21 protein-coding genes are annotated in these 25,798 nt (G+C 60.6%); all 21 read right to left on the bottom strand.

Annotated features, from left to right (window positions below; translation table 11 throughout):
* Positions 1–78: 78 nt before the first annotated feature.
* The 21 genes from fliD to AC1RS8_RS20880 all read right to left on the bottom strand — a co-directional run bounded on the left by fliD (position 79) and on the right by AC1RS8_RS20880 (position 25,798).
* Complete coding sequence (fliD, locus tag AC1RS8_RS20980) at positions 79–1,515, bottom strand: flagellar filament capping protein FliD (RefSeq protein WP_057715893.1); 1,437 nt, start codon at positions 1,513–1,515, stop codon at positions 79–81.
* A gap of 83 nt (positions 1,516–1,598) precedes the next feature.
* Positions 1,599–1,952, bottom strand: a complete 354-nt coding sequence (locus tag AC1RS8_RS20975) for a flagellar protein FlaG (RefSeq protein ID WP_489340007.1) — start codon at positions 1,950–1,952, stop codon at positions 1,599–1,601.
* Between the two features lie 72 nt (positions 1,953–2,024).
* Positions 2,025–2,876 (bottom strand): flagellin domain-containing protein, encoded by an 852-nt coding sequence (locus AC1RS8_RS20970; protein ID WP_057715895.1) that lies wholly within the window; start codon positions 2,874–2,876, stop codon positions 2,025–2,027.
* 241 nt (positions 2,877–3,117) lie between these two features.
* Complete coding sequence (locus AC1RS8_RS20965) at positions 3,118–3,384, bottom strand: hypothetical protein (RefSeq protein WP_489340006.1); 267 nt, start codon at positions 3,382–3,384, stop codon at positions 3,118–3,120.
* The gene (locus tag AC1RS8_RS20960) at positions 3,381–4,673 is read right to left on the bottom strand and encodes a motility associated factor glycosyltransferase family protein (RefSeq protein ID WP_489340005.1); all 1,293 of its coding nucleotides are present in this window, start codon (positions 4,671–4,673) and stop codon (positions 3,381–3,383) included. Before AC1RS8_RS20960 ends, AC1RS8_RS20965 begins: the two co-directional genes overlap by 4 nt.
* 90 nt (positions 4,674–4,763) lie before the next feature.
* The gene (locus AC1RS8_RS20955; protein ID WP_056721553.1) at positions 4,764–5,690 is read right to left on the bottom strand and encodes a ketoacyl-ACP synthase III; all 927 of its coding nucleotides are present in this window, start codon (positions 5,688–5,690) and stop codon (positions 4,764–4,766) included.
* A gap of 226 nt (positions 5,691–5,916) precedes the next feature.
* Complete coding sequence (gene pseI, locus AC1RS8_RS20950; protein WP_489340004.1) at positions 5,917–6,969, bottom strand: pseudaminic acid synthase; 1,053 nt, start codon at positions 6,967–6,969, stop codon at positions 5,917–5,919.
* Entirely contained in the window at positions 6,962–8,467 is a 1,506-nt protein-coding gene (gene pseG / locus AC1RS8_RS20945) for a UDP-2,4-diacetamido-2,4,6-trideoxy-beta-L-altropyranose hydrolase (protein WP_489340003.1), read from the bottom strand. The genes pseI and pseG overlap by 8 nt, the downstream gene beginning before the upstream one ends.
* The gene (gene pseF / locus AC1RS8_RS20940) at positions 8,464–9,171 is read right to left on the bottom strand and encodes a pseudaminic acid cytidylyltransferase (protein WP_489340002.1); all 708 of its coding nucleotides are present in this window, start codon (positions 9,169–9,171) and stop codon (positions 8,464–8,466) included. The genes pseG and pseF overlap by 4 nt, the downstream gene beginning before the upstream one ends.
* Positions 9,168–9,788: a pseudaminic acid biosynthesis-associated methylase gene (locus tag AC1RS8_RS20935; protein ID WP_489340001.1), complete on the bottom strand. Its 621-nt coding sequence runs from the start codon at positions 9,786–9,788 to the stop codon at positions 9,168–9,170. Before AC1RS8_RS20935 ends, pseF begins: the two co-directional genes overlap by 4 nt.
* Positions 9,788–10,978, bottom strand: coding sequence for a UDP-4-amino-4,6-dideoxy-N-acetyl-beta-L-altrosamine transaminase (pseC, locus tag AC1RS8_RS20930; protein ID WP_057715901.1), 1,191 nt, complete (start codon positions 10,976–10,978; stop codon positions 9,788–9,790). The genes AC1RS8_RS20935 and pseC overlap by 1 nt, the downstream gene beginning before the upstream one ends.
* A 125-nt stretch (positions 10,979–11,103) precedes the next feature.
* Positions 11,104–14,028 carry a TIGR00180 family glycosyltransferase gene (locus AC1RS8_RS20925; RefSeq protein ID WP_489340000.1) on the bottom strand — a complete coding sequence of 975 codons (2,925 nt, stop codon included), beginning with the start codon at positions 14,026–14,028 and terminating at the stop codon, positions 11,104–11,106.
* 52 nt (positions 14,029–14,080) lie between these two features.
* Entirely contained in the window at positions 14,081–14,809 is a 729-nt protein-coding gene (locus AC1RS8_RS20920) for a cephalosporin hydroxylase family protein (RefSeq protein WP_090453807.1), read from the bottom strand.
* 29 nt (positions 14,810–14,838) lie between these two features.
* On the bottom strand, positions 14,839–15,504 hold the full coding sequence (locus AC1RS8_RS20915; protein WP_090453805.1) for an acetyltransferase: 666 nt from the start codon (positions 15,502–15,504) through the stop codon (positions 14,839–14,841).
* Positions 15,501–16,622: a DegT/DnrJ/EryC1/StrS family aminotransferase gene (locus AC1RS8_RS20910; protein WP_340315006.1), complete on the bottom strand. Its 1,122-nt coding sequence runs from the start codon at positions 16,620–16,622 to the stop codon at positions 15,501–15,503. The genes AC1RS8_RS20915 and AC1RS8_RS20910 overlap by 4 nt, the downstream gene beginning before the upstream one ends.
* On the bottom strand, positions 16,619–17,845 hold the full coding sequence (locus AC1RS8_RS20905; protein ID WP_489339999.1) for a methyltransferase domain-containing protein: 1,227 nt from the start codon (positions 17,843–17,845) through the stop codon (positions 16,619–16,621). Before AC1RS8_RS20905 ends, AC1RS8_RS20910 begins: the two co-directional genes overlap by 4 nt.
* Positions 17,842–18,402: a dTDP-4-dehydrorhamnose 3,5-epimerase family protein gene (locus AC1RS8_RS20900; RefSeq protein WP_340315002.1), complete on the bottom strand. Its 561-nt coding sequence runs from the start codon at positions 18,400–18,402 to the stop codon at positions 17,842–17,844. The genes AC1RS8_RS20905 and AC1RS8_RS20900 overlap by 4 nt, the downstream gene beginning before the upstream one ends.
* Complete coding sequence (gene rfbG, locus AC1RS8_RS20895) at positions 18,399–19,481, bottom strand: CDP-glucose 4,6-dehydratase (RefSeq protein WP_218497062.1); 1,083 nt, start codon at positions 19,479–19,481, stop codon at positions 18,399–18,401. Before rfbG ends, AC1RS8_RS20900 begins: the two co-directional genes overlap by 4 nt.
* Positions 19,463–20,236: a glucose-1-phosphate cytidylyltransferase gene (gene rfbF / locus AC1RS8_RS20890; protein WP_489339998.1), complete on the bottom strand. Its 774-nt coding sequence runs from the start codon at positions 20,234–20,236 to the stop codon at positions 19,463–19,465. The genes rfbG and rfbF overlap by 19 nt, the downstream gene beginning before the upstream one ends.
* Positions 20,237–20,516: 280 nt before the next feature.
* The gene (locus AC1RS8_RS20885; protein ID WP_489339997.1) at positions 20,517–24,110 is read right to left on the bottom strand and encodes a glycosyltransferase; all 3,594 of its coding nucleotides are present in this window, start codon (positions 24,108–24,110) and stop codon (positions 20,517–20,519) included.
* A gap of 116 nt (positions 24,111–24,226) precedes the next feature.
* Positions 24,227–25,798, bottom strand: coding sequence for a flagellar hook-associated protein 3 (locus AC1RS8_RS20880; protein WP_489339996.1), 1,572 nt, complete (start codon positions 25,796–25,798; stop codon positions 24,227–24,229).

The raw sequence follows: 25,798 nt of genomic DNA, 5'->3' as shown, positions 1-25,798 counted from the left end.
CCAGAGAACTTTAGATCAAAAGACAAAAACCCGGCACACGCGAAAATGCGTAGCCGGGTTTTTATCGTCAGTTCACGACTAGCTGTTGGACTTCTGGGCGTTCAAGGAAGTGAAGAACGAGGTGATGTTACTCGCCGTCGCTTTCATCTGCCCGACCAAAAGGTCCATTGCGTTGTACTTGGCGGTCAACGTCTTGGTCATGTTGGCGACACGCAAGTCCAGCGCAGTCTGCTGATTTGAAAGGTTCTTGCTCACGGTCTGCAGGCTGGTATTGCGCTGGTCAAGCAACCCGCCCGTCTGCACATAAGGCTTGATTACAGTGCCCATGCGCGCCAGCAGGCCGTTGGTAGCATTGCTACCGTTGAACAACTGCTGCACCTGGCCACTCATGCCGTTGATGGCCATCGTCTTGTTGAACGCCGTTGTATCGAACGCCAGGTTGCCAGTTTTCTCATTCGTCAGCACGCCGATCTGCGACAGAACGGCCAATGGACCGCCCGCCCCGGGAGCGGTCAGCACGCTGCGGATATCGGAGATCAGTGTGCGCGACATCGAATCACCGGTAAACGCCGCCTGAACAGTCAGGTTGCCATCGGCATCCGCTGTCGCCTTGGACAGGGAGTTGATGGTGTTCATCAGGGTGTTGTAGGAATCAACGAACGACTGGATCGACGTCTGCAAACCGGCGGTGTTGTTCGCGACGGTGACGGTCGCCGCAGCCGGCGGCGTACCCGGGCTCACGGATGTCAGGTTCAGGGTCAGGCCACTGACCGCGCCGGTAACCGTATTGCTCTTGCTGGTCACTGCCAGTCCATCGATGGTCAGCGATGCATCCACCGCAATCCCGTTGACAGCTCCTGAACTGGAGGCCGAAGGGTTGGTGCCCATCGGTTGGGTGCCGTCGATTTCAAGGCCGGCGATACCGCTGACCGTCAGGTCGGAACCCGCGCCGGTCTTGGTGGAGCTGATCACCAGACGCGACGCACCCGTGCTGTCGGTCACGATGTTGGCAGAAATACCATTACTCGCCTGTGCAGAGTTGATGGCGTCCCGGGTGCTCTGCAAGGTCGCATTGGCTGGAATCGTGACATCGTAATCAGTGCCATTCTGACTGATTTTCAAAGTACCACTCGGAATGGCACTGGCGGCACCGCCGGCAAAAGAAGCACTGGCTACTTTCGAGCTGGTGGCCAGCTTATTCACAACAACGCTGTAAGTACCGGCAACGGCGGTATTGTCGGAAGTTGCACCCAGGATCGACGGGGTACCCGAAGTTGCGGTATAGCCCGCAAACGCAGGATTGGTCTTGCTACCGAGATTGGTCAGCGCCGTCTGAAAGGCCGTCAGTGCGCTTTTCAAGGAACCGACACCGGAGATCTTCAGCGTGTTGGTTTTGGTCTGGGTATCGATCTGCGTCTGTTTCGCCGATTTGTCGGCGTTGACCAGCGCAGTAACGATCGCACCGATATCCAGGCCAGAGCCCAGGCCCGTACCCGGTAAAATTGGACTTGCCATTTTTCGTCTCCCTTCAGGTTGCTGCCACTCTTTTGACCTTTATCAGCGCCCAAAGAACGTACAAACACTATTCATGCCAGCCATCAAACTTTAGCGTCGAACAATACGTGACTCGCATTGCTCAGGCTTTCTGCCAGCTTGAGGGCCTCCGCGGAGGGGATCTGTCGCACGACTTCGCCCGTTTCGCTTGCAATCACCTTGACGACGACCTTTCCGGATTGCTCGTCTATCGAGAACTCCAGATTGCGCTTGATCGACTGTACAAACTTTTCGATCTGCTGCACCGCCTGCTTCAAGTGGGTGTCATCCGTATCCTGCTTCTTTTGCGCCACGGGAGTCTCGCTGGCGACTTTAGGCTTTTCCGGCGCTTTATCCGAAACGGTGCTCGCTGGCTGGGGAGCCGGATAAGACACGCCAAGCTTTACGCTCATCTCCATGCCCATCACCTCTTAACGTAAAAAGCGAGAGAGCGTGACAAGCACACTCCCCCGCCCAAACTCTTGCCAAAATTACTGAAGCAGCTTCAGTACAGCGGAAGGCAGTTGGTTGGCTTGAGCCAGAACCGAGGTAGAAGCCTGTTGCAGGGTTTGCTGCTTGGTCAGGTTCGCGGTTTCTGCGGCGAAGTCGGTGTCTTGTACACGGCCTTGTGCAGCAGTGGTGTTTTCCACGATGTTCTGCAGGTTGGAGATGGTGCTGGTCAGACGGTTCTGCGAAGCACCCAGGTTTGCGCGGGTGGCGTTGATCGATGCCAGAGCAGCGTCGATCGCGGTGATCGCGTTGTCGATGTTGGCAGACAGGGTAGCGGAAGTTGCACCAGTCAGAACAACAGTACCGCTGCCTACGGACAGGGATACGGCGTCGAACTTGGAGCTCAGTACCAGGTCGATGCGGTTAGCCGAACCAGTGTTTGCGCCAACTTGCAGTTGCATGGTACCAGCGGTACCGTCCAGCAGGTTTTTGCCGTTCAGATTGGTGGAAGCAGAGATACGAGTGATCTCGTCAGACATCTGAGCGAATTCGGAGTTGGTAGCGGTCTGGTCAGCAGTGCTGTTGGTGCCGTTACGTGCTTTAACAGCCAGTTCACGCATACGCTGCAGAATGTCGGTCGAAGCTTGCAGCGCGCCTTCAGCGGTCTGGGCAACGGAGATACCGTCGTTGGCGTTCTGCACTGCCTGATTGCCACCACGAATCTGTGCAGCCATGCGAGTTGCGATCTGCAGGCCAGCGGCGTCGTCTTTAGCGCTGTTGATTTTCAGGCCGGAAGACAGGCGAGCCATCGAAGTCGACAGAGCGTCGGTAGCACGGTTCAGGTTTTTCTGAACGTTCAGCGACGTGGTGTTGGTGTTTACTGTTAAAGCCATGACGAATTCCTCGTTGGTTGGGTACTGCGGCTTCCGGCCCTGGCAACCGCCGGGTATGGCCTAGAGAACCTTCGTATTAGTTATCGTCGGGTTGGCAGGTTGCTTGAGGGCTTTTTTTAAAAAAAATGCCATCACCCTGCCACCCCCGAGAAAACAAGGGCTTAGCGCCCCTCAACCGCGAAAAAATGACGCCATAAAACTGTCCAGCCCGAAAACGCCCGTGCCAAAGCTGTTGTTGCCCTCAGGCCGGCATGTTTTCGAGCAATTCGATCAACTCATATTCCATGAAATCGGCGAGCCCCAGCCAATCCTGGCGCTCCTGGCAGGCGAGCATTTGCCTGAGCAACGATGCCCACGCCTGCTGCACGTCCTGCGGCGCCTGCAAAAACAGGCGCTGCGCCTCATCGAACAGATCGACCATGTTCAACGCCGCTTCGACATCACGCCCCAAGCGAAACAAACCGGCGCATTGCCGGTATTCATCGATACCTATCGCCTGATGCTTCATCGCACGAAATCCTGATTGAACTGTGTCCCGGCAATCATTGCCCCCGCCCGACTGCTGTTGAGGAAAAGGACCTGGGGATGCCTGGCAATGTAACGCTCCAGCTCGCACAGATAGCCGCGAAAATTCAACTGCGTCTTGACCTTCTGGCCATGACCATCGTGCACCCAGTATCTGGCCTGACTCACCGGCGGCCCCAGGTCACCATCGTTCCAGCCGGTGTGGGTCCGGTTCATTGGAAAGGCAAAGTCGGCACCGAAAAGCGTGATGCGCTGCGCGCCCATCTTCACCGCCAGATCCACGGCCGGGTGAATCACGCTGCCGCCCACGTTCAGCTGCGCACGGGGATGCTGTTCGCGCAACGTGGCGTAGATCGGGCTTGCGGAGTAACCACCGTAACGCTTGCCTTTCCAGGCATTGAGCATTTGTGGATCGCTCAATGGCAAGTACACCAGCGCAATATCCTCGGACGCGTCACCGGACAAGTGCAGCACGCTGATGCGCTGGTCGATGCTCACGACCAGGTCAGGCTTGATTCCGTGCTCGCGAAGGGGCTTGTAGGCCGTGTCCACACAGATGAACAGGGGTCGCGGGGATTGGTTGCGCACCGCTGCCAAGCGCTCGAAATTCCCTTCCAGGCTCGGCCCGGTGGCAATCACATAAACCTCACGCCCGGGACAAGTGCCAAAGAGCCGAGCCACATCGTCATCGGCAAGCAGTAGTCCAAGGGTGTCCTGCAAGCGCTGCAGAATGACCGGCGACTGCGGGTCGAAATCACGATTGTTGAAACTCAAGTGCACTTCGCTGACCAGCCGATCACGAATCTTCGCACTGTGGTCATCGGCCAGCAGCATTTCGGCGGGCAAGGCAAAAAACGGCGTGAAGATGTCGGACAGATCGCCGGCGTAGAGCAATTGCACGCGCGGATCGCCCAGCCATTGGCGTTGATCGATCAGCTCCAGCACCAACAGGAAAAGCGCGCCGTTGAGAATGTGGACATAGAGTTTTTCAAGCCCGGCGCGTTCCAGCAAAACCGCAGGCAAATCGCCGAAGCCGGTGCCGTAAACGTGCAGCTGTGGCTTGTCGAGCGGGAGACTGGCGGCCTGCAGGCGGGCCTCGCGCAGACGACCATGACGGCTGGTGAGCTGGATGCCACCCACACACAGCGTCGAGTCCCGCCCCTCGATCAGGTCGACCTCGACGGCCAGGCGGTCTTCCGTTTTCAATCGCGCATACAGCGACGGCCAGCGACGCTGGATAACCTGAGCATTGTCTTCAAAGCATTCGCTCATGCTACCTCGCATTCCTTACAAGCAAAAAAGCGCTCAAGGTTAACCCTTGAGCGCTTTTTTGTACCGGCCTTTTTATTAAAAGACGTTCACTCAAGGACGATAGATAATCGCCGAACCCCATGACAGCCCCACTCCGAAACCGCTGAGCGCAACGCGCTTCCATTCGGAATCGAGAATATGCTTTTCCAGCAGCAATGGAATGCTCGACGACACCGTGTTACCGGTCTCGACCATGTCCTTGATGAACTTCTGCGGGCACTCTTCGAAGCGCCGCGCAACTGCGTCGACAATCGCCGCGCTGCCTTGGTGAATGCAGAACGCATCGATGTCGTCAGCGCTCAATTGCGATTCGCCCAGCAACTCATGCAAATGCGCCGGCACCTTGAGCAGTGCGAAATTGAACACCTGGCGACCGTTCATGAAGAACACGCCGTCGGTGACTTTCAAATGTGGGGCGCCGGAACCATCGGTGCCGAACTTGGCCTTGCCCAGTGCCCAGGTCGGGTTCTCACCCATCCAGGTAGCCGTGGCCGCATCGCCGAACAGCATGGTGGTGTTGCGGTCTTCCGGGTCGACGATCTTCGAATACGGGTCGGCAGTGATCAGCAGGCCGTTCTTCAGGCCAGCGGCCTCCATGAAGCCCTTGATCGCATAAATGCCGTAGACGTAACCGGAACAACCCAGGGAAATATCGAACGCAGCGACGTTGGTCGGCAGGCCGAGTTTGTCCTGCACGATGGCCGCGGTATGCGGCAGGCCTTCTTCGTCACCGTTCTGGGTGACAACGATCAACGCATCTATGGACTCGCGTTTCAAATCGGGGTTGCTGGCAAACAGCGCATTGGCCGCTTCAACGCACAGATCGGAAGTTTCCTGATCAACGCCCTTGCGCGGCAGGAAAGCCGAACCGATCTTGCCCAGGATGAATTCTTCATCCTTCTCGAATTTTGCACCTTGTGCGTAATTGTCCACGCCGGCTACAGGAACGTAGCTCGCAATGCTCTTTATGCCAATCATTACGGCTTCCCAATAATAAACAGCCCAATACCACCACTCGCAGGAATCGAGGGGCGCCGACAAACCTGGATTTGCGTCGCCCCAAGGCGACGGCCGGGAAGCGTAGAGGGCCATCACTGAACCCGATAAAGGGTCAGGCGCCATCTTCCCGGTCAATACAATACAGTGAAGATGCCCGTTATGACTCGCAGGTCACGCTATTTTGCCGAATCAGCCCGGCAACGGGTCATTCGACCAACGACCAATCCAGTGCTGTTCCACGCTTGATGGCCTGACGGGCACGGCGTCCCAGGAGACTTTGCGCGTGTTTGGGCGCCAGCCCGAGACCCGGACGGATGGCTCTCAGATTTGTCCCGTCGAAGGGCTCGCCGGCCGCCATATCCCGGGTTACATACAACGATCTACGGTACACCAGGGATTGGCGCTCAGCCTCGGTGACACCGTAATGCACCTGCCCCATGGCTTGCCAGGCGCGCTCGGTTTCAATCACCAGGCTGGCCAGTTCGGAAGGCTCCAGCGAGAAACTGGCGTCGACGCCACCGGCCGCACGGTCGAGGGTGAAATGCTTTTCCACCACCGTTGCCCCCAATGCCACCGCCGCCACGGACACACCGACCCCCATGGAGTGATCGGACAGCCCCACCTGACAATCGAACAACTCGCGCAAATGCGCGATCGTGCGCAGGTTGCTGTTCGCGGGTGATGCCGGATAGGTGCTGGTGCATTTGAGCAGCACCAGATCCTTGCACCCGGCCCCACGGGCGGCGCGCACGGTTTCATCGAGCTCGGCGATGCTGGCCATGCCGGTGGAAATGATCAGCGGCTTGCCCGTCGCGGCCACCCGGCGTATCAGCGGCAGGTCGGTGTTTTCGAAACTGGCGATCTTGTAGGCCGGCACGTCGAGGCTTTCGAGGAAATCCACGGCGCTCTCATCGAATGGCGTGGAGAACGCCAGCAGGCCCAGCTCCCTGGCGCGAGCGAAAATCGGCGCATGCCATTCCCAGGGCGTGTATGCCTTCTCGTACAGCGCGTACAACGAACTACCGGCCCACAGGCTGTTGGGGTCCTTGATGAAAAACTCACCCTCGGCCAGGTCCAGGGTCATGGTGTCGGCGGTGTAGGTCTGCAGTTTCAACGCATGGGCACCGGCCTTGGCCGCGGCCTCGACGATTTGCAGCGCCACGTCCAGGGACTGGTTATGGTTGCCGCTCATCTCGGCAATGATCAATGGCGGCGCATCGGCACCGATCAGGCGCTCGCCAATCTTGAAGCTAGTCATCTGCGTGATCCTTCAATACGCGCGTGAACGCGCAGGCACTCTGGGTAAAACCGGCTTCGCGAAAGACATGCAGCGACGGCTGGTTAGCGGGCAATACCTGGGCGGTGAGCGACTCAAGTTCTGGCCAGCGGGCCTTCACAAAGGCTTCTCCACGGTCCAGCAGCGCCCTGCCCCAGCCCAGGCCGAACCGACCTTCGAACAGATAAATCGACACTTCGGCGGTAAAGCCACGCACGTCATAACGCAGCACACCGACCGGACCGTCATCGGCCTCGGCTATCAACAGCAGCCGCCGGGGATTGCTCAGGGTCGCCGTCAGCCAGTTTTGATGCGCGGGCCACTCGATCACTCCGGTCTCCAGCGACCAGTGGCGCACGGCCTCGGTGTTGCGCCCGTCGAACAACAGCTGCGCATCACCCAGGGTCGCCGGACGCACCCTCAGCACCGCGCCGGCCAGCGCAGCCGCCACTCGCTGCGCCCCCCGGCCATCGACCAGTTGTCGCGATTGCCGCGCCAGGCTCTGGCGCAGACCCTGGTTACCCGCGACAAAGCCGATGGCCAGGCGCAATTGCTCGACACTGACCTGCTCGCGCGCCCCCATGAACACATGGGCGCCCGCGGCCGCCATGACCTCGCCGTTGACCTGCTGGTTGTTCGATACGGCAATGCAAATCGTCGGCAGCCCCATGGCCGCCCGCTCCCAACTGGTGCCGCCACCCGCCCCGACAAACAGGTCGGCCTCGGTCATCAATCGATAAAAGTCACTGACAAAACTGTGCAGGCGCCAATGCGGGCGACTCACCGCCAACGCCTGCATCTGCGCCCAGGCCGGATTATCTGCTCCGGCGACAAAATCGACTTCCAGCTCAGCAAAGTCTGCCAGCGCCAGCATCGCATGATGGGTCTGCATTGCCGCGTCGAAACCGCCGAAATTTACCAGCACACGCCGGGCCTGAGGCTTGATTTCGATGGCCGGGCAACGGAACTCGTCGCGCAGCATGGCAAACCTTGGGCCGAACAAGGTCCGGCAGCCTGGCGCCAGCAGCGACGCATAAGCCTCTGGCGTTCCCGAGAGATTCTGGTTCAGCAGCAAGTCGGCGCTGTAGGTCCGCGTGGCGAGGTCATCGACCACGGCGATCCGTGGTGCAAAGCGCCGGGCGGCCGTCTGCCAGTGATGATCGAGGCCGTAGTGGTCGACAATGATCCAGTCAAACGCCGGCTGGTGCTCCAGCAGCGGCTCGAGCGCGGCGATGTCCGTCTGCCATGGCAGCATGGACTCGATGGCTTGCTGCGGGTCTTCATCGCTGTAGCGCTCGGGCAGCGCGAAGGTTTCGAAGCCTTCGGCCCGCAGTGCCTCCAGTCGATGCCCCGGTAACAGGCGACAGGCGAACGCCACATGACTGCCCTGCCTGCGCAACACCCGGGCCAGGCACAGGCAGCGCGCAATGTGGCCGCTGCCGATGGTTGGCGAGGCGTCAGAGCGAATCAGCACTCTCATTGCAGCTCACCCCCGGCCTTCAGCGCGGCATACAGGTATTCGGCGCGTTTCCAGTCCTGCGGTGTGTCGATGTCCTGCACCAGATGACGCGGCAGGATGACCGGCAGGCTGTACGGCGAATACAACACCTCGCCACGCAGCCAGGCATCGCTGCGGCCCCAGTAGAACTGTCCGGCATCCTGATAGGCGATCGACAAATCCTGGGAGCGGGTATCACGATACTGCGGATACAGCGCCGTTAATGCCCCCTGATCATCAAGGGTCAGGGCTCGCTGGACCGGGAATCCGAAGTCGCACACCGAAAAAGCGAATGACTTGTCGGGATGCTGTTCCAGCAGGCTCAGCCCCTGGACAAGAAATCGCGATTGCAACAAAGGCGCGGTCGCGTAGATACAACAGGCGCGATCAAACTCGTCCCCTTGTTCGCGCAAGGCTTGCAGGGCATGGGCGATCACCGCCGCGGTGCCCGTGAAGTCGTCGGCCAGTGCCGCCGGGCGCATGAAGGGCACCAGGGCGCCGCAGTCCCGCGCCAGCCCGGCGATTTCCTCGTCGTCGGTGCTGACCACCACCCGGGAAAACAACCCGGATTCCAGAGCGACCTGAATCGATCGGGCAATCATCGGCACACCGGCAAACGGCTTGAGGTTCTTGCGGGGTATGCGTTTGCTGCCACCGCGGGCCGGAATAATGGCGACGTTGTTCAACGGCATTTTTCCAGGACAAACCAGGTGATGTCATCCACCGGGAATTGCCGATCGCGGTGGTAACCAAAACCGTAATCAACCAGTTGCAGGTCGTCATAGCGATCGAGCATTTCACCGGCGAAATCGCGTTTGAACAACTTGCCGCTGTTGCCGCGATACGGGACCTCGACCGGCACCGGGTTGTAGTACTCGGCGATCAGTATGTAGCGCTGGCTCAGCTCATACAGTTGCGCGTACGCGGCCGGCAGCAACTCCGGCGCCAGGTGAATCAGAACGCCTTTGCTCAGGGTCAGGTCGAAGGTGCGTTCCCGTGGGAAGTCGTACAGCGAACCCTGCCAGATGTGTGCGATACCCAACGCCCGGGCCGCGGCACAAGCGCTGGCATTGATTTCCACGCCGAACAACTCGCAGCGCGGCAACAGCTGGTGCAGTGCCTGCAGGTTGTTGCCGGCATTGGTGCCCAGTTCTACCAGGCTGTCGATGTGCCCGACCCGTGTCAGTGCCTTGGCGAACAACGCCAGGTTGGCCGCCACCAGCGGCTGCCCGACATTGCGCTCAACGTACTGGTTACCGAATTCACCCTGCCAGAAGGTTTCCTGCTCGGTCAGTTCATGCATCACACATTTCCCACCCGCCGCAATGGCTGGATTATTTCGATCAGCTGCCGCATCTGCTCGACCACGTAGTCCTGTTGTTCATCACTGAGCAACGGATATAACGGCAGGCTGATGGCTTCGGCGTAGTAACGTTCTGCCTGCGGAAAATCACCTTCGACGAACCCGAGATCACGATAGTAAGGCTGCAAATGCACGGGAATGTAGTGCAGGTTCACACCGACCCCGGCCTCTCGCAACCCCTCGAACACCTCACGATGAGTGAGACCGATCTGATCGAGTTGCAGCCGCACCACATACAGATGCCATGACGACTCGGCCTCGGGTTGCGCACCAGGCAAGGTCAGCGGCAAATACGCCAGCAAGCGGTCATAACGAGCCGCCAGTTCACGCCGGCGCTCGATGAACTCATCCAGTTTGTTCAACTGCGACAAACCAAGGGCCGCTTGCAGGTCGGTAATGCGGTAATTGAAGCCCAGCTCCACCTGTTCGTAGTACCAAGGGCCGTGGCTGGGCCCGGTCATCTGCTGCGGATCCCGGGTCATGCCGTGGCTGCGCAAGCGTTGCAGACGCTCGGCCAGTTCCGGGCTGTTGGTCATCACCATGCCACCTTCGGCGCTGGTGATGATCTTCACCGGATGAAAACTGAACACGGTCATCGCGGCAAACTCGCCACAACCCACCGGCCGCCCGGCGTAGGACGCACCAGCAGCATGGGCCGCGTCTTCGATCACAGTAACGCCATATCGCCTGGCCAGTGCGGCAATCCTGCGCATGTCGCAGCTCTGCCCGGAGAACGCCACCGCCACCAGCACTTTTGGCAGCCGGCCTTCACGCTCGGCCCGCTCCAGCTTGACGGCCAGCGCAGCGGCATCGAGATTCCAGGTCAGCGGGTCGATGTCGACAAAATCCACCTCGGCACCGCAGTAGCGACCACAGTTGGCCGAGGCGAGAAAGGTGTTCGGTGTCGTCCACAGCCAATCGCCCGGGCCGAGCCCTGCCGCCAGGCAAGCGATGTGCAGGGCCGCCGTGGCATTGCACACCGCCACGGCAAAACCTGCCTCGCAGCGTTCGGCCATCGCTCGCTCAAAGCGCTCGATGGTCGGCCCCTGGGTCAGCCAGTCAGACTGCAATACACCGACCACGGCATCGATGTCCGCCTGATCAAGGCTTTGCCTAGCGTAAGGAATCATGCTGGCAACCAGACACGCACCAGCGCGTCCCGAATGATCCGACACCCGAACGAACCGGCCCCGCCTGCGATGAAAATCGATTTTCCGTTGAACATGCCTTGAATCCTTATACCTGTTCGCCAGGCCTAGCCGAGCATCTGCGCCCAGTTCACCGAAGCACTTTCGCCCAGGGCAAAGCCTTTGCCGCTCAAGGCCAGATTGGCGTTATAGGCCTGGTCCTGAGCAAAGGCTGGGGCCCACTTGTCACGCAGTGCATCGAGGGCTTGCGGCGCTTGTGGTATTTCACCCGAATGAATCACCTGTACCAGCGGCGTCCACACGGTGAGGTAACCGGCCTGACCGGCCCGCAGGCACAGGTCGACGTCGCTCAAGCCGTCGGCGAAGGTCACGCTGTCCAGACCGTCCAGCTCGTCGAACAACGCTTTACGCACCATCAGGCACACCATCGACACCGCCGAGTAGTTCTGCTCCAGCGCCAACCGGTGCAGGTAACCTTCGGCGTCGTGTTTTTCACCAACAAAGGCTGAACCCACACCACCGTTCATGCCGAGAATCAGACCGGCCTGAGTGACCTTGCCGTCGCGGTCGATCAACTTGGGACCGACCACGCCGACTTCCGGACGCTGGGCGTGATTGAGCAGCGACTCAAGCCAGTTCGGGTTGACCACTTCACTGTCGGCGGCCAACAGTATCAGGTACTCGCCCTGCGCCTGCTGGCTGGCCGCGTTGTACAACGCCGCATCGCTCATACGCTGATCGGTGCGCAGGACGCTGACTTTCGGATGCTGATAAGTACCGAGCCAGTCATTGACCTCGGCCGACTGATGCTGATTGATCGCAACCAACACTTCGTACTGGATGTAGCGGGTTCGCAGCAAGACCGCTTGCAGGCACTGCTGCAGGGCCGAAAGATTGTCCCCGGCCGGCACGATGATCGATACCAGCGGGCGTTCGGTGTGGCGGTAATCAATCTGCCAGGTGCCAGGTACCGTCGAAGTGATCTTGGCCTTGTAGCCACGATTGCCCAGGTGGCGCAACAACGCCAGGCGCTCATCGGCGTTTTCTTCCAGTACGGGCGCCCGGGCAATCACCAGCGGCTCATCCAGGTGGGCCAGCCCGTTGAGGCCACCCTGCTCGATGATGCGCAGCAGCAGGTCGAACTCAAGGGCCTTGCTGAAGTCAGGCTGGTACCCACCGACTTCAAGGAACACTTCCCGACGGATCAGCCAGTGACGCGCCATCAAGGCCGGCAGGCTTTGCAGCAGATCAAGATTGAAGCCAGGACGGAATACGTCCACCAGTGCGCCTTCGCTGGTGCGCTGGATTTCGTCGGTGGCGACGGCGCGGCAATCCGCGGCAGACAACAGTTCCAGGCTGGCGCGCAACAGCCCGCCGGCAGTGAACTCGTCGCCGGCTTCGGCCAGCATCAACCAGTCGCAAGACGACTGACGAGCCCCCTGGTTCAGCTTGTCGACGTAGTTGCTTTGGGTAACCCGGACAAAGTGCAGAGTGTTCTGCGCCGTGGTCGCGGCCGGTGCTTCACCGGTGGTGAAGACCACAATCCTGAACGCCTTGCTGTGACCTTCGAGCAGGCTGTCGAGAGAGACTTGCAGCTTGTCGATATCGTTATCCAGGTCGAGCAGGAAAATCCCGAACTGAGGACCACCGTCGTTGGCCGCAAGGTGTTGGGCGATCGTCTCAGCCTCTTGTTCATCAGGCTGGCGGGGGGAGAGCCATTTGAGCAGTCGACCGGAGAGCATCTTGTCGAACGTCGCACGATTACCCTCAACCGACACCGCCTCCAGACGTGCAGCCCAATCGCCCAGGGTCTGCGCTTCTTCGTCTTCACCCAACAGTTCCAGCTGGGCCACCAGACGCTTGACCACCGCGCGGTTGAAGATGTTGCTGTCGTGGGCTTGCCACAAACGGTCGACCACACTTTCCGGCGTGTCATTGTTGCGCGCCAGCATCAAGCTCTGCTGACGGGTCCAGATACCCTCCAGGCCTGCCAACTGAACGCGACCGGCCGGCATGGCGTGCAACAGGAACTCGAACTGGGTCAACTGATCGAAAAACGCCTGGTTGTAGAACGGCATTTCGACGTATTGCTTGGGGCCGAAACGGCGCACAGGGCCTTTCTCGACGCTCGTCCAGGCGGACTCGATAATCAGCTCGGTGGTCAGTGCGCGACCGGTGCGCAAGCTATCGGCCAAGGCCTCAAAGCTTTGCAGCGCGAACTGCCGGCCTTGCTCCGGGTCCTCGCTTTGAACTTGAGTCGGCAAGCCGAAGAGGAAAGCGGCAAAGGTTTCACGCTCGGCGACCGTCCTGGCATCCGTATGAGCCAGCGTGTGGAAGATTTCAGTGTTGTGATCCGAGTACCCGTAGTTCATTTCACGCACGACATACGGGATCGGCAGAATCCGCGCCTTGCCCCGCGCCAGCATGTAATAGGTGTGACCGATTTCCTGCCATTGGAAGGACGTATCCTGAGGCATCACCTGATACCAGTCACGTACCAGGTCGGTGCGCTGTACGGCATAGAAAGGCGGCAGGTACTGGTGCATGTAATCGAGCACACGCTCCTCGGCGTGCTCGGACGAATAGTCTTCGCAGACCTTCTTGTCCCGCCGGAAGTAGCTGACGCTGTTGGGTTGCGACAGATACATCATGCTGTAGCCGTGGCACAGGCCGTAATCGGGATTGGCCTGCATGAATGCCACGGCTGCGCGCAGGGCGTCGTGCACATGGAAGTCATCGTCGGCGGCGAACACCATGAACGGCGTGGTCACTTGTTCCACGCCAAAGGCCAGCTTGGCACGGACTCCCCAGTAGCCAAACTGCGGAACATGCTGGTAATCCACATTTTCAAACTGCCCGGCCAGGCTTGGCTGACCTTCAGTCGAAGAATCCAGCACCAGAATCCTGCAAGGCAAGCCGCTGTAGAAACGTGCGGCCCGGCGCAAAAATGCCGGCCGCTCGTGAGACATCAGCACCACGGTCAACTGTTCGTTGAGTGCCAACCCGTGTTCAGAATTGTTCTTGCCTTGCATACATTTCCCCACAACGGCGAATCGCCGAAAAAACCCAACGATGTCTTGTCGATTACCGCACGCGACGCAGATAGCCATCCGGCGCGACGGTGATCAGCAGCTTGCTGTGAATGGCCTGATCGATTTCAAAACCGCCGTTTTCTTCCAGGTAAGCCCATACCGCGGTCTTCGGGTTGTCGCCCTTGCCCCACGGACGGTCCGGGAACGCGTCTTCGGGCATGTCTTCAACCACGGTATCCATCACCACGCAGTAGCTGCCCACCGAGGTCATCGGCGCATAGGCCCGCAGCTCTTCCAGGACGTGCTCGTGGGTGTGGTTGGAGTCCAGCACCACCAGCACTTTCTTGCCTTCGACGCGCTGACGGACCTGCTCGACGATTGCCGGATCAATGCTCGAACCCTGGATCATCTGGATCCGCTTGCTCATCGGGTGCGCTTCGATCGCCTCACGGTTGTGCTGGCGGATATCGATGTCGACGCCCAGCACTTCGCCATGGCCGATCAGTTCGAGCATCGAGGCGTAAAACACCAGCGAGCCGCCGTGGGCAATACCGGTCTCGACAATGATGTCCGGCCGCAGCGCCCAGATGATCTCCTGCATGGCGACCATGTCCTGGGGAAACTGAATGATCGGGCGGCCCATCCAGCTGAAGTTGTAGGTGTATTTATGCTTGGCGGTCGTGCCAACCCAGTCCAGCGACGTGGCTTGCAACGCTTTGTCCTGTTGCAGGCCTTCGATGTTCTCTTTTACTTCTTCACGAAACTGCTCATGAGGATTCATTACAGACTCTCCGGAAATTGGTGCGGTGGTTAGTTGAAAACCCGACCGTCTTGAAAGGAAGCTGGATTGGTCTTGATGGTCCTGGCGGGACTGCCCACCACAACCGCATAGTCTGGAACGTCTTTGGTCACCACGGCGCCTGCACCGATGGTGACCCAACGACCGATGCGCAATCGCGGCAGGATCGTGGCGTTGGTGCCGATGAAGGTGCCGTCGCCGATCTCGACGCAACCGGCAATGCAGACACCCGGCGCCATGAATACCGAATGGCCGATCTGTCCCTCATGCCCGACGACGCTACCGGCGCTGATGCTGGTGTTATCACCGAGGCTGACTTGCGCCTGCATGATCACGCCCTCTTGCAGATAGGTGCCGACGCCCATGGTGATCATCGTCAGATCGATGCCCGGGTGGATGAAGTTGCCCAGGGTGCCGCCGGCCTCGACGATTTCGCAGGTGGTCCGGTAACGCAGCGCCGTGGTGCCAGTGATCAGATTGACAAAGCGTGTATCTGGGCCTTTCAGCTCGGCCACCTTGTCGGTACCACCCACCACCGGCACGCCATAAAACAGCGTGCCTTGCTTCGCCGGATCGTTATCGAGAAAGGCGAACTGTACGTCCGGCTGGCTGCGTTGCAGGGTGAGGATCATCCGTACCGCTTCAGGATTGGCCGCCCCCAGCAGGTAAACCTTCATAGCCGCGTCCTTTTGAGTACCAGCGCGCGCAGCACCTCGATGACCCGTTGCTGATCGTCATCGGTCATGTCGTGATAACTCGGCAGATTGATCGCGCGCTCCGGCAGCGCATGCGCCACGGGCGAGTCAGCCGTCAGTTCGCTGAACATCGGCAAGGACGACAGCGGCCAGAAGAACACCCGCGCATCGATATCGGCGGCCTGGAAGGCTGCAATCAACATGTCCCGCGTGATCCCCAGCTCGCGGTCAAAGACGACGGTGGGCATCCAGTAACCGTTGCGTGCGTGTTCGGGCTCAGGGTTCATGGACAGGCCCGGCAGCAGGGCCAGCGCCTGGGCATAGTTGGCGAAGATCGCGCGCTTGCGTTCGATCAGCTCGTCGATACGTTCAACCTGCGCGCAACCGACGGCCGCTTGCAGGTTGCTCATTTTGTATTTGAAGCCCAGGAAATCCGGCCAGAACTGTTTGCTGCTGCCCGCTACCCGACCATGGTTGGACAGGGTCAATACCCGGTCATACAGAGCCTTGTCCGACGTCACGAAGATCCCGCCTTCGCCGGTGGTCATGGTCTTGGTGCCGTGAAAGGAAAACGCACCGAACGCGCCCAGTGAACCCGCCGCCTGACGGCGCCACTGCGAGCCGATCGCCTCGGCGGCGTCCTCGATGACCGGCAGGCCAAACTCACGGCCGATGGCCAGCAGCGCATCCATGTCGCAGAGATTGCCGTAGAGGTGCACCGCCAGAATCGCCTTGGTCCGTGGGGTAATTGCCCGGCGAACCTGCTGCGGGTCAAGGCACCAACTGTCGGCCAGCACGTCGACGAACACCGGTGTCGCACCCAGATAGGTGATGGGCGCAGCCGAGGCGATCCAGTTGGTATCGGCGAGGATCACCTCATCGCCGGCACCGATGCCCAGCGCCGCCATGCCCATGTGCAGCGCGCCGGTGCAACTGGACGTTGCAATCGCGTAGGTCGCACCCACGTGCTCGGCAAAGGACTTTTCGAAGCGGGTCAGGTACTCGTAGCAGCGCTCTCCCCAACCATGGCGGACGGCATCGAGTACGTAGTCGGCTTCCAGTTCACCGACACTGGGTTTGGTGTAATGAATTCGGCTCATCGAATGATCAACTCGGGAATGGCAATGACAAAACGACCGTCCCATGCACGAATGCCGGCAAAGGCCTGGGTGATCTCATCCAGCAGGTTCCACGGCAGCACCAGCACGTAGTCCGGTTTTTCGATGTCGATCTGTGCCGGCGACACGATCGGAATGCGGCTCCCGGGCAGGTACTTGCCTTGCTTGTGCGGGTTGGCATCGGCCACCCAGGCCAGCAGGTCCGGCTTGACCCCGGCGTAGTTGAGCAAGGTGTTGCCCTTGGCGGCGGCGCCGTAGCCGACCACGCGCTTGCCATCGGCCTTGGCCTGCAACAGGAAGCGCAGCAGGTCATGCTTGATGCGCTCGGCGGCGGGCGCCAGGGTCGCGTAGTACTCAGGGGTTTTCACCCCGGCGGCGAGTTCAGCCTGCAGCTGTTGCCGAACCGTCGGTTGCACTTCGCGACGCTCGCCGTCCAGCCGCTGGACGAAGACCCGCAGCGAGCCGCCATGGGTCGGGAGCTGACTGACGTCGAACACTTGCAGGCCATTGCGCTCGCACAAGGTCTGCACAGCGGTCAGCGACAGGTAGGAATAATGCTCGTGGTACAGCGTGTCGAACTGCTGGCCGGCCATCAGGGTCAGCAACTGCGGGAATTCGAAAGTCGCCACACCCGCCGGCTTGAGCAAGGTCGCAAAGCCGTCGAGGAAATCGTTGATATCCGGGACGTGGGCCAACACGTTGTTGGCGGCCATCAGGTCGGCGCCCCAGCCTTCGCTTTTCAATTGCGCGGCGGTGTCGCGACCGAAAAACAGCTCACGAATCTCCAAGCCTTTTTCCCGCGCCGCTTGCGCGGTGCTGCGGGTCGGCTCGACGCCCAGGCAAGGGATGCCGCGCCCGGCCACGTACTGCAACAGGTAACCGTCGTTGGCCGCGACTTCCACCACACGGCTGTCGGCGCTCAGGCCGAAGCGTTCGACCATCTCGGCCACATAACGCTCGGCATGGGCCAGCCAGGTGCTGGAGAACGAACTGAAATAGGCGTACTCGGCATCGAACAGGCTGTCGGCGCTGGTGTAATCCTCGGTTTGCACCAGCCAGCACTGCTGGCACACGGCAACCTTCAACGGCACCCATTGTTCGGCCTGCTCCAGCTGGTCGGCACGCACGTAAGCGTTGGACGGCGGCGAGGTGCCCAGGTCAATCAGCGGCAGGGCCAGCGCAGCGGCGCAACCACGGCAGTTCATAGACGCACTCCGGCAAAGTGTTCATCGAGCGCCGGATGGCTCGCATCGCGCACCGACAGATTATTGACAGGCAACGGCCAGGCAATCGCCAGCCGTGGATCGAGCACCGACAACCCGCCTTCATGTTCCGGCGTGTAGTCGTTGCTGTGCAGGTAAAGCAGCTCGGCATCGGCACTCAGGGTCTGGAAGCCATGAGCGAACCCGGCAGGAATCAACAGGCTGCGGCCATCGCCGGCACGCAGGTGTTCGGCGTGCCAGTGCAGGAAAGTCTCGGAGTCGGGACGCAGATCCACCGCGACATCCCAGACTTCACCGCGCAGGCAGGTGATCAATTTGGCTTCCGGTGCACGGGCACTCTGGTAATGCAGGCCACGCACGCTGCCGCGTTCGCGGGTGCAGGAGTGATTGATCTGGCGGATATGAAACGCCTGGCCAAACGCACCGAGGCTGCCTTCGCAAAACAACCGGGAAAAGTGCCCGCGCTCGTCCTCGAAACGTTTGTGCTGCACGCTGAACAATCCGTTCAGTGGCAACGCCTTCAGCAGAAATTCACTCACAGCGTGCCTCGGTACAGGTTCAATTGCGCCAGGCTGACGGCGCGCATGTCATCGCCGTTCTGCCACGCCAAATGCCAATCCAGGGTCTGGGTCAGGCACTGCTGCAACGACCAGCGCGGTTGCCAGCCCAGCAATTGACGGGCGCGGCTGCTGTCCAGGCGCAACAGGCCGGCCTCATGCATATCGCTCGGTTCGATGCGTAGCCCGCGTGCTTGCGGCCAGCGGCTGGCGAGCAGTTCGACCACTTCACCGACGCTGCGCATGTCCGCTTCACCGGGGCCGAAATTCCACGCCCCGGCGAATTGCGGGCCCTGCTCAAACAGGCCGGCCGCCAGTTGCAGATAGCCGGCCAGCGGTTCCAGCGCGTGCTGCCATGGGCGCACCGCCTGGGGATAGCGCAAGGTCACGGGCTCATCCGCCGACCACGCCCGCAGCACGTCGGGAATCAGCCGCTCCGGGGCAAAATCGCCACCACCGAGCACATTGCCGGCGCGGGCCGTGGCCAACGCCAGACCATGCTCGGCATGCTTTTGCGGCGCAAAGAACGAGGCGGCATAGGATTGCGCCAGCAATTCGCAGCACGCCTTGCTGCTGCTGTAGGGATCATGACCGCCCAACGCTTCGTTTTCGCGGTACGGCCACAGCCATTCCTGATTGGCGTAGACCTTGTCGGTGGTCACCAGCACGCAGGCGCGCACGCCGCCCACCTGACGGATCGCCTCGAGCAGGTTGAGCGTGCCCATGACGTTACTGGAGTACGTGCCCAACGGGTCGCGATAACCTTCGCGCACCAGCGGCTGGGCCGCCAGGTGCAGAACGATCTGCGGCTGGGTTTCGGCGATCAGTTCCAGCAAGGCCCCCAGATCACGCAGGTCGCCGCGCTGATCATTGATGCCTTCGTGAACCCGGGCCAGTTCGAACAGGCTCGGCTCGGTGGACGGATCGAGGGAAAACCCGCTGACCTCGGCACCCAGGCTTTGCAGCCACAACGTCAGCCAACTGCCCTTGAACCCGGTGTGGCCGGTGACCAGCACGCGCTTGCCACGCCAGAATTGCGGGCTCAATCCCATTGCTTCCATGGGGCCTCCCCGCTCTGCCACAGCGCTTCGAGGTGATTCTTGTCGCGCAGGGTATCCATCGGTTGCCAGAAACCGTCGTGCTGGAACGCCATGAGTTCGCCGCGCTCGGCCAGGCCGTCCAGCGGGCCGGACTCCCACGAGGTTTCATCGCCGTCGATCAACGGCAGCACTTTGGGCGACAGGACAAAGAACCCGCCATTGATCCAGCCACCGTCGCCGCGAGGTTTTTCAGTGAAGCCCAAGACCCTGTCGCCATCGCGATTGAGGGCGCCGTAGCGACCTGGTGGCTGTACCGCGGTGACGGTCGCCAGCTTTCCGTGCTTGAGATGGAAATCCACCAACGCACCGATATTGAGGTCCGACACGCCGTCGCCATAGGTAAAACAGAAGGCCTTTTCGTCTTCGAGGTAGCGTCGGGCGCGGCGCAAACGGCCACCGGTCATGGTCTCTTCGCCGGTGTCGATCAGCGTGACGCGCCATGGCTCGCTGTAGTTCTGGTGAACATCCATGCGGTTGTTGCGCATGTCGAACGTGACGTCGGAGGTGTGCAGGAAGTAGTTGGCGAAGAAGTCCTTGATCGCATAGCCCTTGTAGCCAAGACAGATCACGAAATCGTGGATTCCGTGAGCGGAGTACTGCTTCATGATGTGCCAGAGAATTGGCTTGCCGCCGACCTCGATCATCGGCTTGGGCTTGAGGTGCGACTCCTCGCTGATCCGCGTACCCAGGCCACCCGCCAAAATAACTGCCTTCATCCCCTTCCCTCTTGTTCGTCACAGGGCTCAGCCAAGCTGTATCAAGCTTTTGCAGGGCCATCTGGGTTAAACCTGCCGCCGTTCAGGACACGTCCGGACTCCCCGGAAGTGCTCGTTTTATGGCGATATAAGGGGGACTTGCAGGAAACGCGCCAGCTCTTTCAATCCGCTACCGGGCAATGCCTGGCGGGCATCTTCAACGCTGATTGGAAAACCTGGCGGCAAAAAAAAGGCAGGCGACTCAATGTCGCCTGCCTGGACGGGATGGATGCGCGAACGGTCAGTCCGCCAGCCAGCCATTTTCCCAGTAGCGCAAATTGTCGCCGCGCAGCACGTAGTCACGCAGCACGATCTCGCGCAACTCATCGCCCATGCGATAGCTGGCGTCCGGATCGGCCAGGTGCATGCGGATCGCCTGCAGCCATTCATCCGTGGAGTTGGTCTTGATCCGGGTGCACGGCAAGTAGCCGCGATAGGCTTCGGTGTCGGTGCAGATCACCGGGTAACCGCACGCGCCATACTCCAGCAGCCGCAGGTTGCTCTTGCAGTCGTTGAAGATGTGGAACTCCAACGGCGCCAATGCCAGATCCAGGTTCAGGCTGGCCAGCTTGGCCGGGTACACATCCAGCCCGATCACCCCATGAAACTCATGCATGTACGGGCGCAAATCGTCCGGGCACATGCCGAAGAAGACCCAGTCGACTTCATTGGCCAATTCGCGGACCACATCGGCGATGACCGCCAGGTCACCGTGGTGGCTGGTGCCGCCACCCCAGCCGACCCGAGGTTTTTTCGAAGTGCGGCGCTGACTGCGCAGATCGGTCCACAAGTGCGACGCCAACATGTTGGGTACCACGCGGATGTCGTGATGCATGTCCGACAGTGCGTTACCCAGCGGTTCGGTGGAGACCACCACGCGATCGCACATGCCGATGGCGCGCCGGACCAGCGACTCCATTTCATCCTTTCCCGGCATATTGCGAATATGCGCATTACGGTGCGGGACGTTGATCACAAAGTCATCCAGCTCATAGATACGTCGCGCGCTGGAATATTTTTGCAGGCTCGGGATTTCGTTGATCGGACCTTCGGAATAGCGCCCCTGCAAGATGATCACGTCAGGCGAATGGCGCTCGACTTCGATGATGGTCGGCAGGTTGTAATGAATGCGCCCATGCGCCCTGCCGGCGGCCTCCAGTTCGATCAGCGGTTGCGTGACCCGATAATGGCCAATGGCGGATGCGTTGACCGGCAACGCGAGAATCTTCGGTAATTGCGCCTTGGAAAACGGACTCCAACCGGATCGCAAGCCGGGCTCGAGACTGAAGCTTGCCCCGCCCAACCCCTGCAACGCCAGGTTGGTGTTGTAGGCCGGATCACGGGCCACGATCGGCAGCCAGCGCTTATAGAAAACCTCCTGCTCCTGTTCGCTCCGGGCCTGGTCACCCTCTTGCGCTACCACCGCCGGTTGCGCGCCCAAGGCCAGTTGCGCGTGGGGCGTCCACACCACCAGATAACCTTCCTGGCCGACCCGCAGGCACAGGTCCACCTCGTTGAGGGAGTGCGCCAGGCCCTGCTCATCCAGGCCGCCGACCGCATCGAAGACCGCCTTGCGCACCATCAGGCAGTCGCCGCCGACGGCACTGAAATTGTGGGCGACCTGCAAGCGGTACATGTAGCCTGCCGCGTGCAGCATCTCGCCATGGAACGGCACGCCGGCGGGCCCTTGCAGCCCGAGAATCAGGCCGGCATGCAGCACGCGGCCATCGGGGTTGAACAGCTTGGCCCCCACCACACCGACTTCCGGACGTTGTGCATGATTGAGCAGTTCACCCAGCCATTGCGCCTGGGTGATCACCGTGTAGGGGTTGAGCATCAGGACATACTCGCCAGCGGCCTGCTGCACGGCGAAGTTGCGCACCGCCGCTGCATTGCCCTGCAACTCGTAACGCAACACCCGGACCCGGTCGCTGCCCAGTTGCGCCATGCCGGCGAACCAGTCAAGCGCCTCGGCGCTCTCGCTGCCATTGTCCACCAACAGCAACTCGTATTCACCGTACGCGGTTTTCTCCAGCAGGCTCTCGACACAGCGTTGCAACGCCAGGGTCTGGTCCTTGCTGACGATAACGATCGACACCAGCGGCCGATCTTCATGGTGATAGTCGACCCGATTGAGCAGTGCCGAACTGCCCTGGCGAATGCCGTGGGCGACACCCAGGCGCTGCAAGTGCGCCTCGAGTAACCGCGGATTGGTGTCCACCACTTGCGGCAGCGACAGCCATTTGGTCAGGTCGAACGCCGACTCCAGCAGAACCTCCGAAACGTGTCCGACCACCTGCGTACCGCCGCTCTCGACCATTCGCCACAACACATCGTGTGGCGCCAGTTCGCCGTACACCGAATCGAAACCGCCCAGCGCCAGGAACTGCTCGCGCTCGAATGCCAGCGCTCGCCCCACGTAGGGATAACTGCGCATCAGGTCCAGGTTGAAGTCCGGCTTGAAGGCAGGCTCGGCCGACTCCCCCTGATGCAACCCACCTTCGTCGCTGTACAGACAGGTAATCGCGCGCGACAGCGCAATGCGTTCAGCCATGACCAGCAAGGCCGGCGCCACCAGCCGATCACCGGCACGCAGCAGATAGAACCAGCCAGTGCCTTCCAGTTGCGGTAACAAGGCGTTGATCTGCTGCTGCCAGTCGTCCTGCAACGGCAAACGGAACACGCGCTCGTCCAGCACGGCTTCTGTGCACGATGCCGACAGCACCAGCGTCAGCTCAGGGGCGTAATCCTGATCCGCCAGCGATTGCAGGGTGAGCTCCAACGCCGAACGGCTGCCGTGCTCATCGATGATGATCGGAACGATTTTGGGCTTTGTTGGCCACGCCTCCAACGTGTCCGCCAGCAGCTCGCGCTGACCGTCGGTGAGACGGCGGCACGCCAGCCACTGGGCATACAGTTGCGCGAAACTGACACTGGCAATACCGACATGCCAGTCCTGGGTGGTCTGCTTGGTGCCCAGGGTCCGGCTCAGCGGCAACTCCTCCCAAACCCGCGGCGACTCCTCCACCCTGGTCAATGGCAGATAGCGCACCCAGCCCTGGGCCGGCGCTGATTCGCCGCTACGTGCCTTGAGCATCTGCGACAGCCACTGCCGCTCGATTTCGGCTGCGTCCTTCATCGACTGTTGGCCGCTCAATCGTTCGGGGTACAGGCGTTCGACGCCGAGCACGTGATTGGACACCGCCAGGTTGCCGCGCCGCATCAGGCAGACATACAAGGCGAAGTCGAGGGTCGCGACGAAGCAATGGCCTGGCTGAGTCAGTGCCGGGAACAGTTCGAGCACGTCAGCCCGACGGAACATCGCGTTGCTGAAACCACCGAGGATGTTGACCGGGAAATTTTCGAAGATCGCCAGCAGGTCCTCCCCCTTGAACACCCCGCCCACAGGGGACAGCGGGGTATTTTCCAGGCGCGAAGGCAGAGGCATGTCGTCGGCATCCCAAAGCAGTCGCTGAGCGACGACCAGGTTGACGTCGGCACAATCGATGAGCATCTGCGCCTGACGCTCGATGCAGGCCGAGAACAACTGGTCGTCATCACAAAGAAATTTGATGTACTCGCCCCGCGCCTGCTCCAGGCAAGCCTGCAGGTTACCCACCAGCCCCAGGGTTCGCGGGTTACGCACATAACGTACGCTCGCCCCCTCCTCAACCAGCGAAGCCACGATGTCTTCGATTTCCTGGCCGCGACTGTCATCGCAAACGATGATCTCCAGATTGCCGTAGCTCTGGCTCACCGCCGTGTGCAAGGCACGACCGAAAAAGCGCGGATTGAAGGCGGGAATGACCAGGCTGACAAGCGGGAGTGAATTCACGGCGGGCTCACAGGCGGCGCGAGCCCGCCCTGAATAGCGAGCCCTTTGTTACCGCAAAAAAAGACGATAAATACTGAAGGGACAAGGCCATCGGGCGCCTGCGCGCCCGACCACCGTCAGATCTTGTTGAACAGGCCCAGCTGGGAAATCTTGCTGAAGGCCAGCTGCGCAGCCTGCAACATGGTTTGCTGCAAGGTCAGGCGAGTCATGACTTCGGCCGGGTCCGAATCGCGAATTGACTTCTGGCTCTCGCTGTTCGCAAGGGTCAGGCTCTCGTTGGTCGCGGTCTGGTTATCCAGCGCCTGACCGCGGGCACCGATCGTGGTGATGGCCGAGCCGATCTGGTTGGCCGCACTGTCGATGTTGCCCATTCCTGACTCCATGGCCCCCAGAAACTTCTGCTTGGCCACTGCGTCGCCGTCGACTGGCGTGTTCAGCGCGGTGATCATCTGGCCCAGGGTGTCGAGCACGTTCTGGGTCTGATGGTTGTTGTTCTGGATCACGAACTGGTCGCCGGACGCTGGAGTGCCTCCGCCCAGGGCAAAGGTCACGCCCGCCGCGGTGGCGTTGCCGCCCGAAACCGTGCCCGACGAGACCGGCTTGCTGTCAGCGGTGATCGGGGCTGCATACAGGTCGAAATTGGTGGCGCTGGTGAACTTGAGGATCGCCCCGCCCGCCGGGAAGGCGTTGGTGTAAGCCGTCGGGTCGGTCACGCTGGAACCGGTGATGACCGCCGTCGACGGGTTACCGGCGCTGCGCGAGGTGTTGAAGGTATCCGACGTGGAAGACAGATTGAAACTGTGGCCGGCGATCACCGCATCCGGGTTGGTATCACCGGATTTGAGGTTGATGTTCAGCTTCAGGTCGACGCCACGGAAACTGACCGTCTGGTTGGCGCCGTTGGCATTGCTGATCAGACCGTTCTGGCTGGCTTCGGCGGTCACGTCGTTGCCCAGCGAGTCGGTGATCTTCAACTGGGTGCTGCTGAGGAAACTGACAGTGTAGGGCTGGCCGCCAGTGAACTTCGCGTTGTAGGTGGAGCTGGTGCCAACCGTACCGTTGGACAGCACCACGCGACCGTCATCCACCGCCGGAGCAGTCATGGTGGTCTGGGTGCGACTGGTATTGATGGTCTGCTGGAACGCATCCCAGCCAGTGGTGTTGGTCCCGACCGTCATGCCATCGCCAATACCAAGGTCGATGGTGGTCTGGTCACCGTTGTAGCTGTAGGTGCCGTCGGCGTTCTGCGAGTAAGGCGCGGTGTCGGTTTTCGAACCGGAGAACAGGTAGTTGCCGCTCGCGTCCTTGGAGTTCATCAGGCCCAGCACTTGTTGCTGGATCTGGCCCAGTTCCGACGCATAAGCCTTGCGGTCCGCGTCGGTGGCAATGCCGTTGCTGGCAGCGAGGGCCAGTTCCTTGACGCGCTGCAGAGCCGTACCGATGGAGTCGAGCGTGGTTTCCTGCAGGCTCAACGCATTTTTGGTGCTGCCGATGTTGGTTTTGTACTGATCAAGCATCGCGCTCTGCTGACCCAGTTGCAGCAAACGACCGGCGCCGATCGGATCATCGGCGGCGGTATTGATGCGGACCAGGCTGCTGGCTTCGTTGCTGGTCGCGATGGCCTTGTTGAAGTTGCGCTGGTAGTTGGCAGCGGTGATTTCGTAATACTGGGCGGTGGAAATGCGCAT

Source organism: Pseudomonas sp. GW821-FHT12A04 (assembly GCF_058807755.1).
This window is presented reverse-complemented; position numbering and strand designations above follow the sequence as displayed.

Bases quoted from the DNA above. Each gene is read 5' to 3' on its own strand.
- pseI (WP_489340004.1), bottom strand. From the start codon at position 6,969: ATGACTAGCTTCAAGATTGGCGAGCGCCTGATCGGTGCCGATGCGCCG.
- AC1RS8_RS20965 (WP_489340006.1), bottom strand. From the start codon at position 3,384: ATGAAGCATCAGGCGATAGGTATCGATGAATACCGGCAATGCGCCGGT.
- AC1RS8_RS20935 (WP_489340001.1), bottom strand. From the start codon at position 9,788: ATGCATGAACTGACCGAGCAGGAAACCTTCTGGCAGGGTGAATTCGGT.
- AC1RS8_RS20925 (WP_489340000.1), bottom strand. From the start codon at position 14,028: ATGCAAGGCAAGAACAATTCTGAACACGGGTTGGCACTCAACGAACAG.
- AC1RS8_RS20880 (WP_489339996.1), bottom strand. From the start codon at position 25,798: ATGCGCATTTCCACCGCCCAGTATTACGAAATCACCGCTGCCAACTAC.
- fliD (WP_057715893.1), bottom strand. From the start codon at position 1,515: ATGGCAAGTCCAATTTTACCGGGTACGGGCCTGGGCTCTGGCCTGGAT.
- AC1RS8_RS20905 (WP_489339999.1), bottom strand. From the start codon at position 17,845: ATGAACTGCCGTGGTTGCGCCGCTGCGCTGGCCCTGCCGCTGATTGAC.
- AC1RS8_RS20920 (WP_090453807.1), bottom strand. From the start codon at position 14,809: ATGAATCCTCATGAGCAGTTTCGTGAAGAAGTAAAAGAGAACATCGAA.
- AC1RS8_RS20910 (WP_340315006.1), bottom strand. From the start codon at position 16,622: ATGAGCCGAATTCATTACACCAAACCCAGTGTCGGTGAACTGGAAGCC.
- AC1RS8_RS20975 (WP_489340007.1), bottom strand. From the start codon at position 1,952: ATGGAGATGAGCGTAAAGCTTGGCGTGTCTTATCCGGCTCCCCAGCCA.
- AC1RS8_RS20970 (WP_057715895.1), bottom strand. From the start codon at position 2,876: ATGGCTTTAACAGTAAACACCAACACCACGTCGCTGAACGTTCAGAAA.
- rfbG (WP_218497062.1), bottom strand. From the start codon at position 19,481: ATGGAAGCAATGGGATTGAGCCCGCAATTCTGGCGTGGCAAGCGCGTG.
- pseG (WP_489340003.1), bottom strand. From the start codon at position 8,467: ATGAGAGTGCTGATTCGCTCTGACGCCTCGCCAACCATCGGCAGCGGC.
- AC1RS8_RS20915 (WP_090453805.1), bottom strand. From the start codon at position 15,504: ATGAAGGTTTACCTGCTGGGGGCGGCCAATCCTGAAGCGGTACGGATG.
- AC1RS8_RS20955 (WP_056721553.1), bottom strand. From the start codon at position 5,690: ATGATTGGCATAAAGAGCATTGCGAGCTACGTTCCTGTAGCCGGCGTG.
- pseC (WP_057715901.1), bottom strand. From the start codon at position 10,978: ATGATTCCTTACGCTAGGCAAAGCCTTGATCAGGCGGACATCGATGCC.
- AC1RS8_RS20960 (WP_489340005.1), bottom strand. From the start codon at position 4,673: ATGAGCGAATGCTTTGAAGACAATGCTCAGGTTATCCAGCGTCGCTGG.
- rfbF (WP_489339998.1), bottom strand. From the start codon at position 20,236: ATGAAGGCAGTTATTTTGGCGGGTGGCCTGGGTACGCGGATCAGCGAG.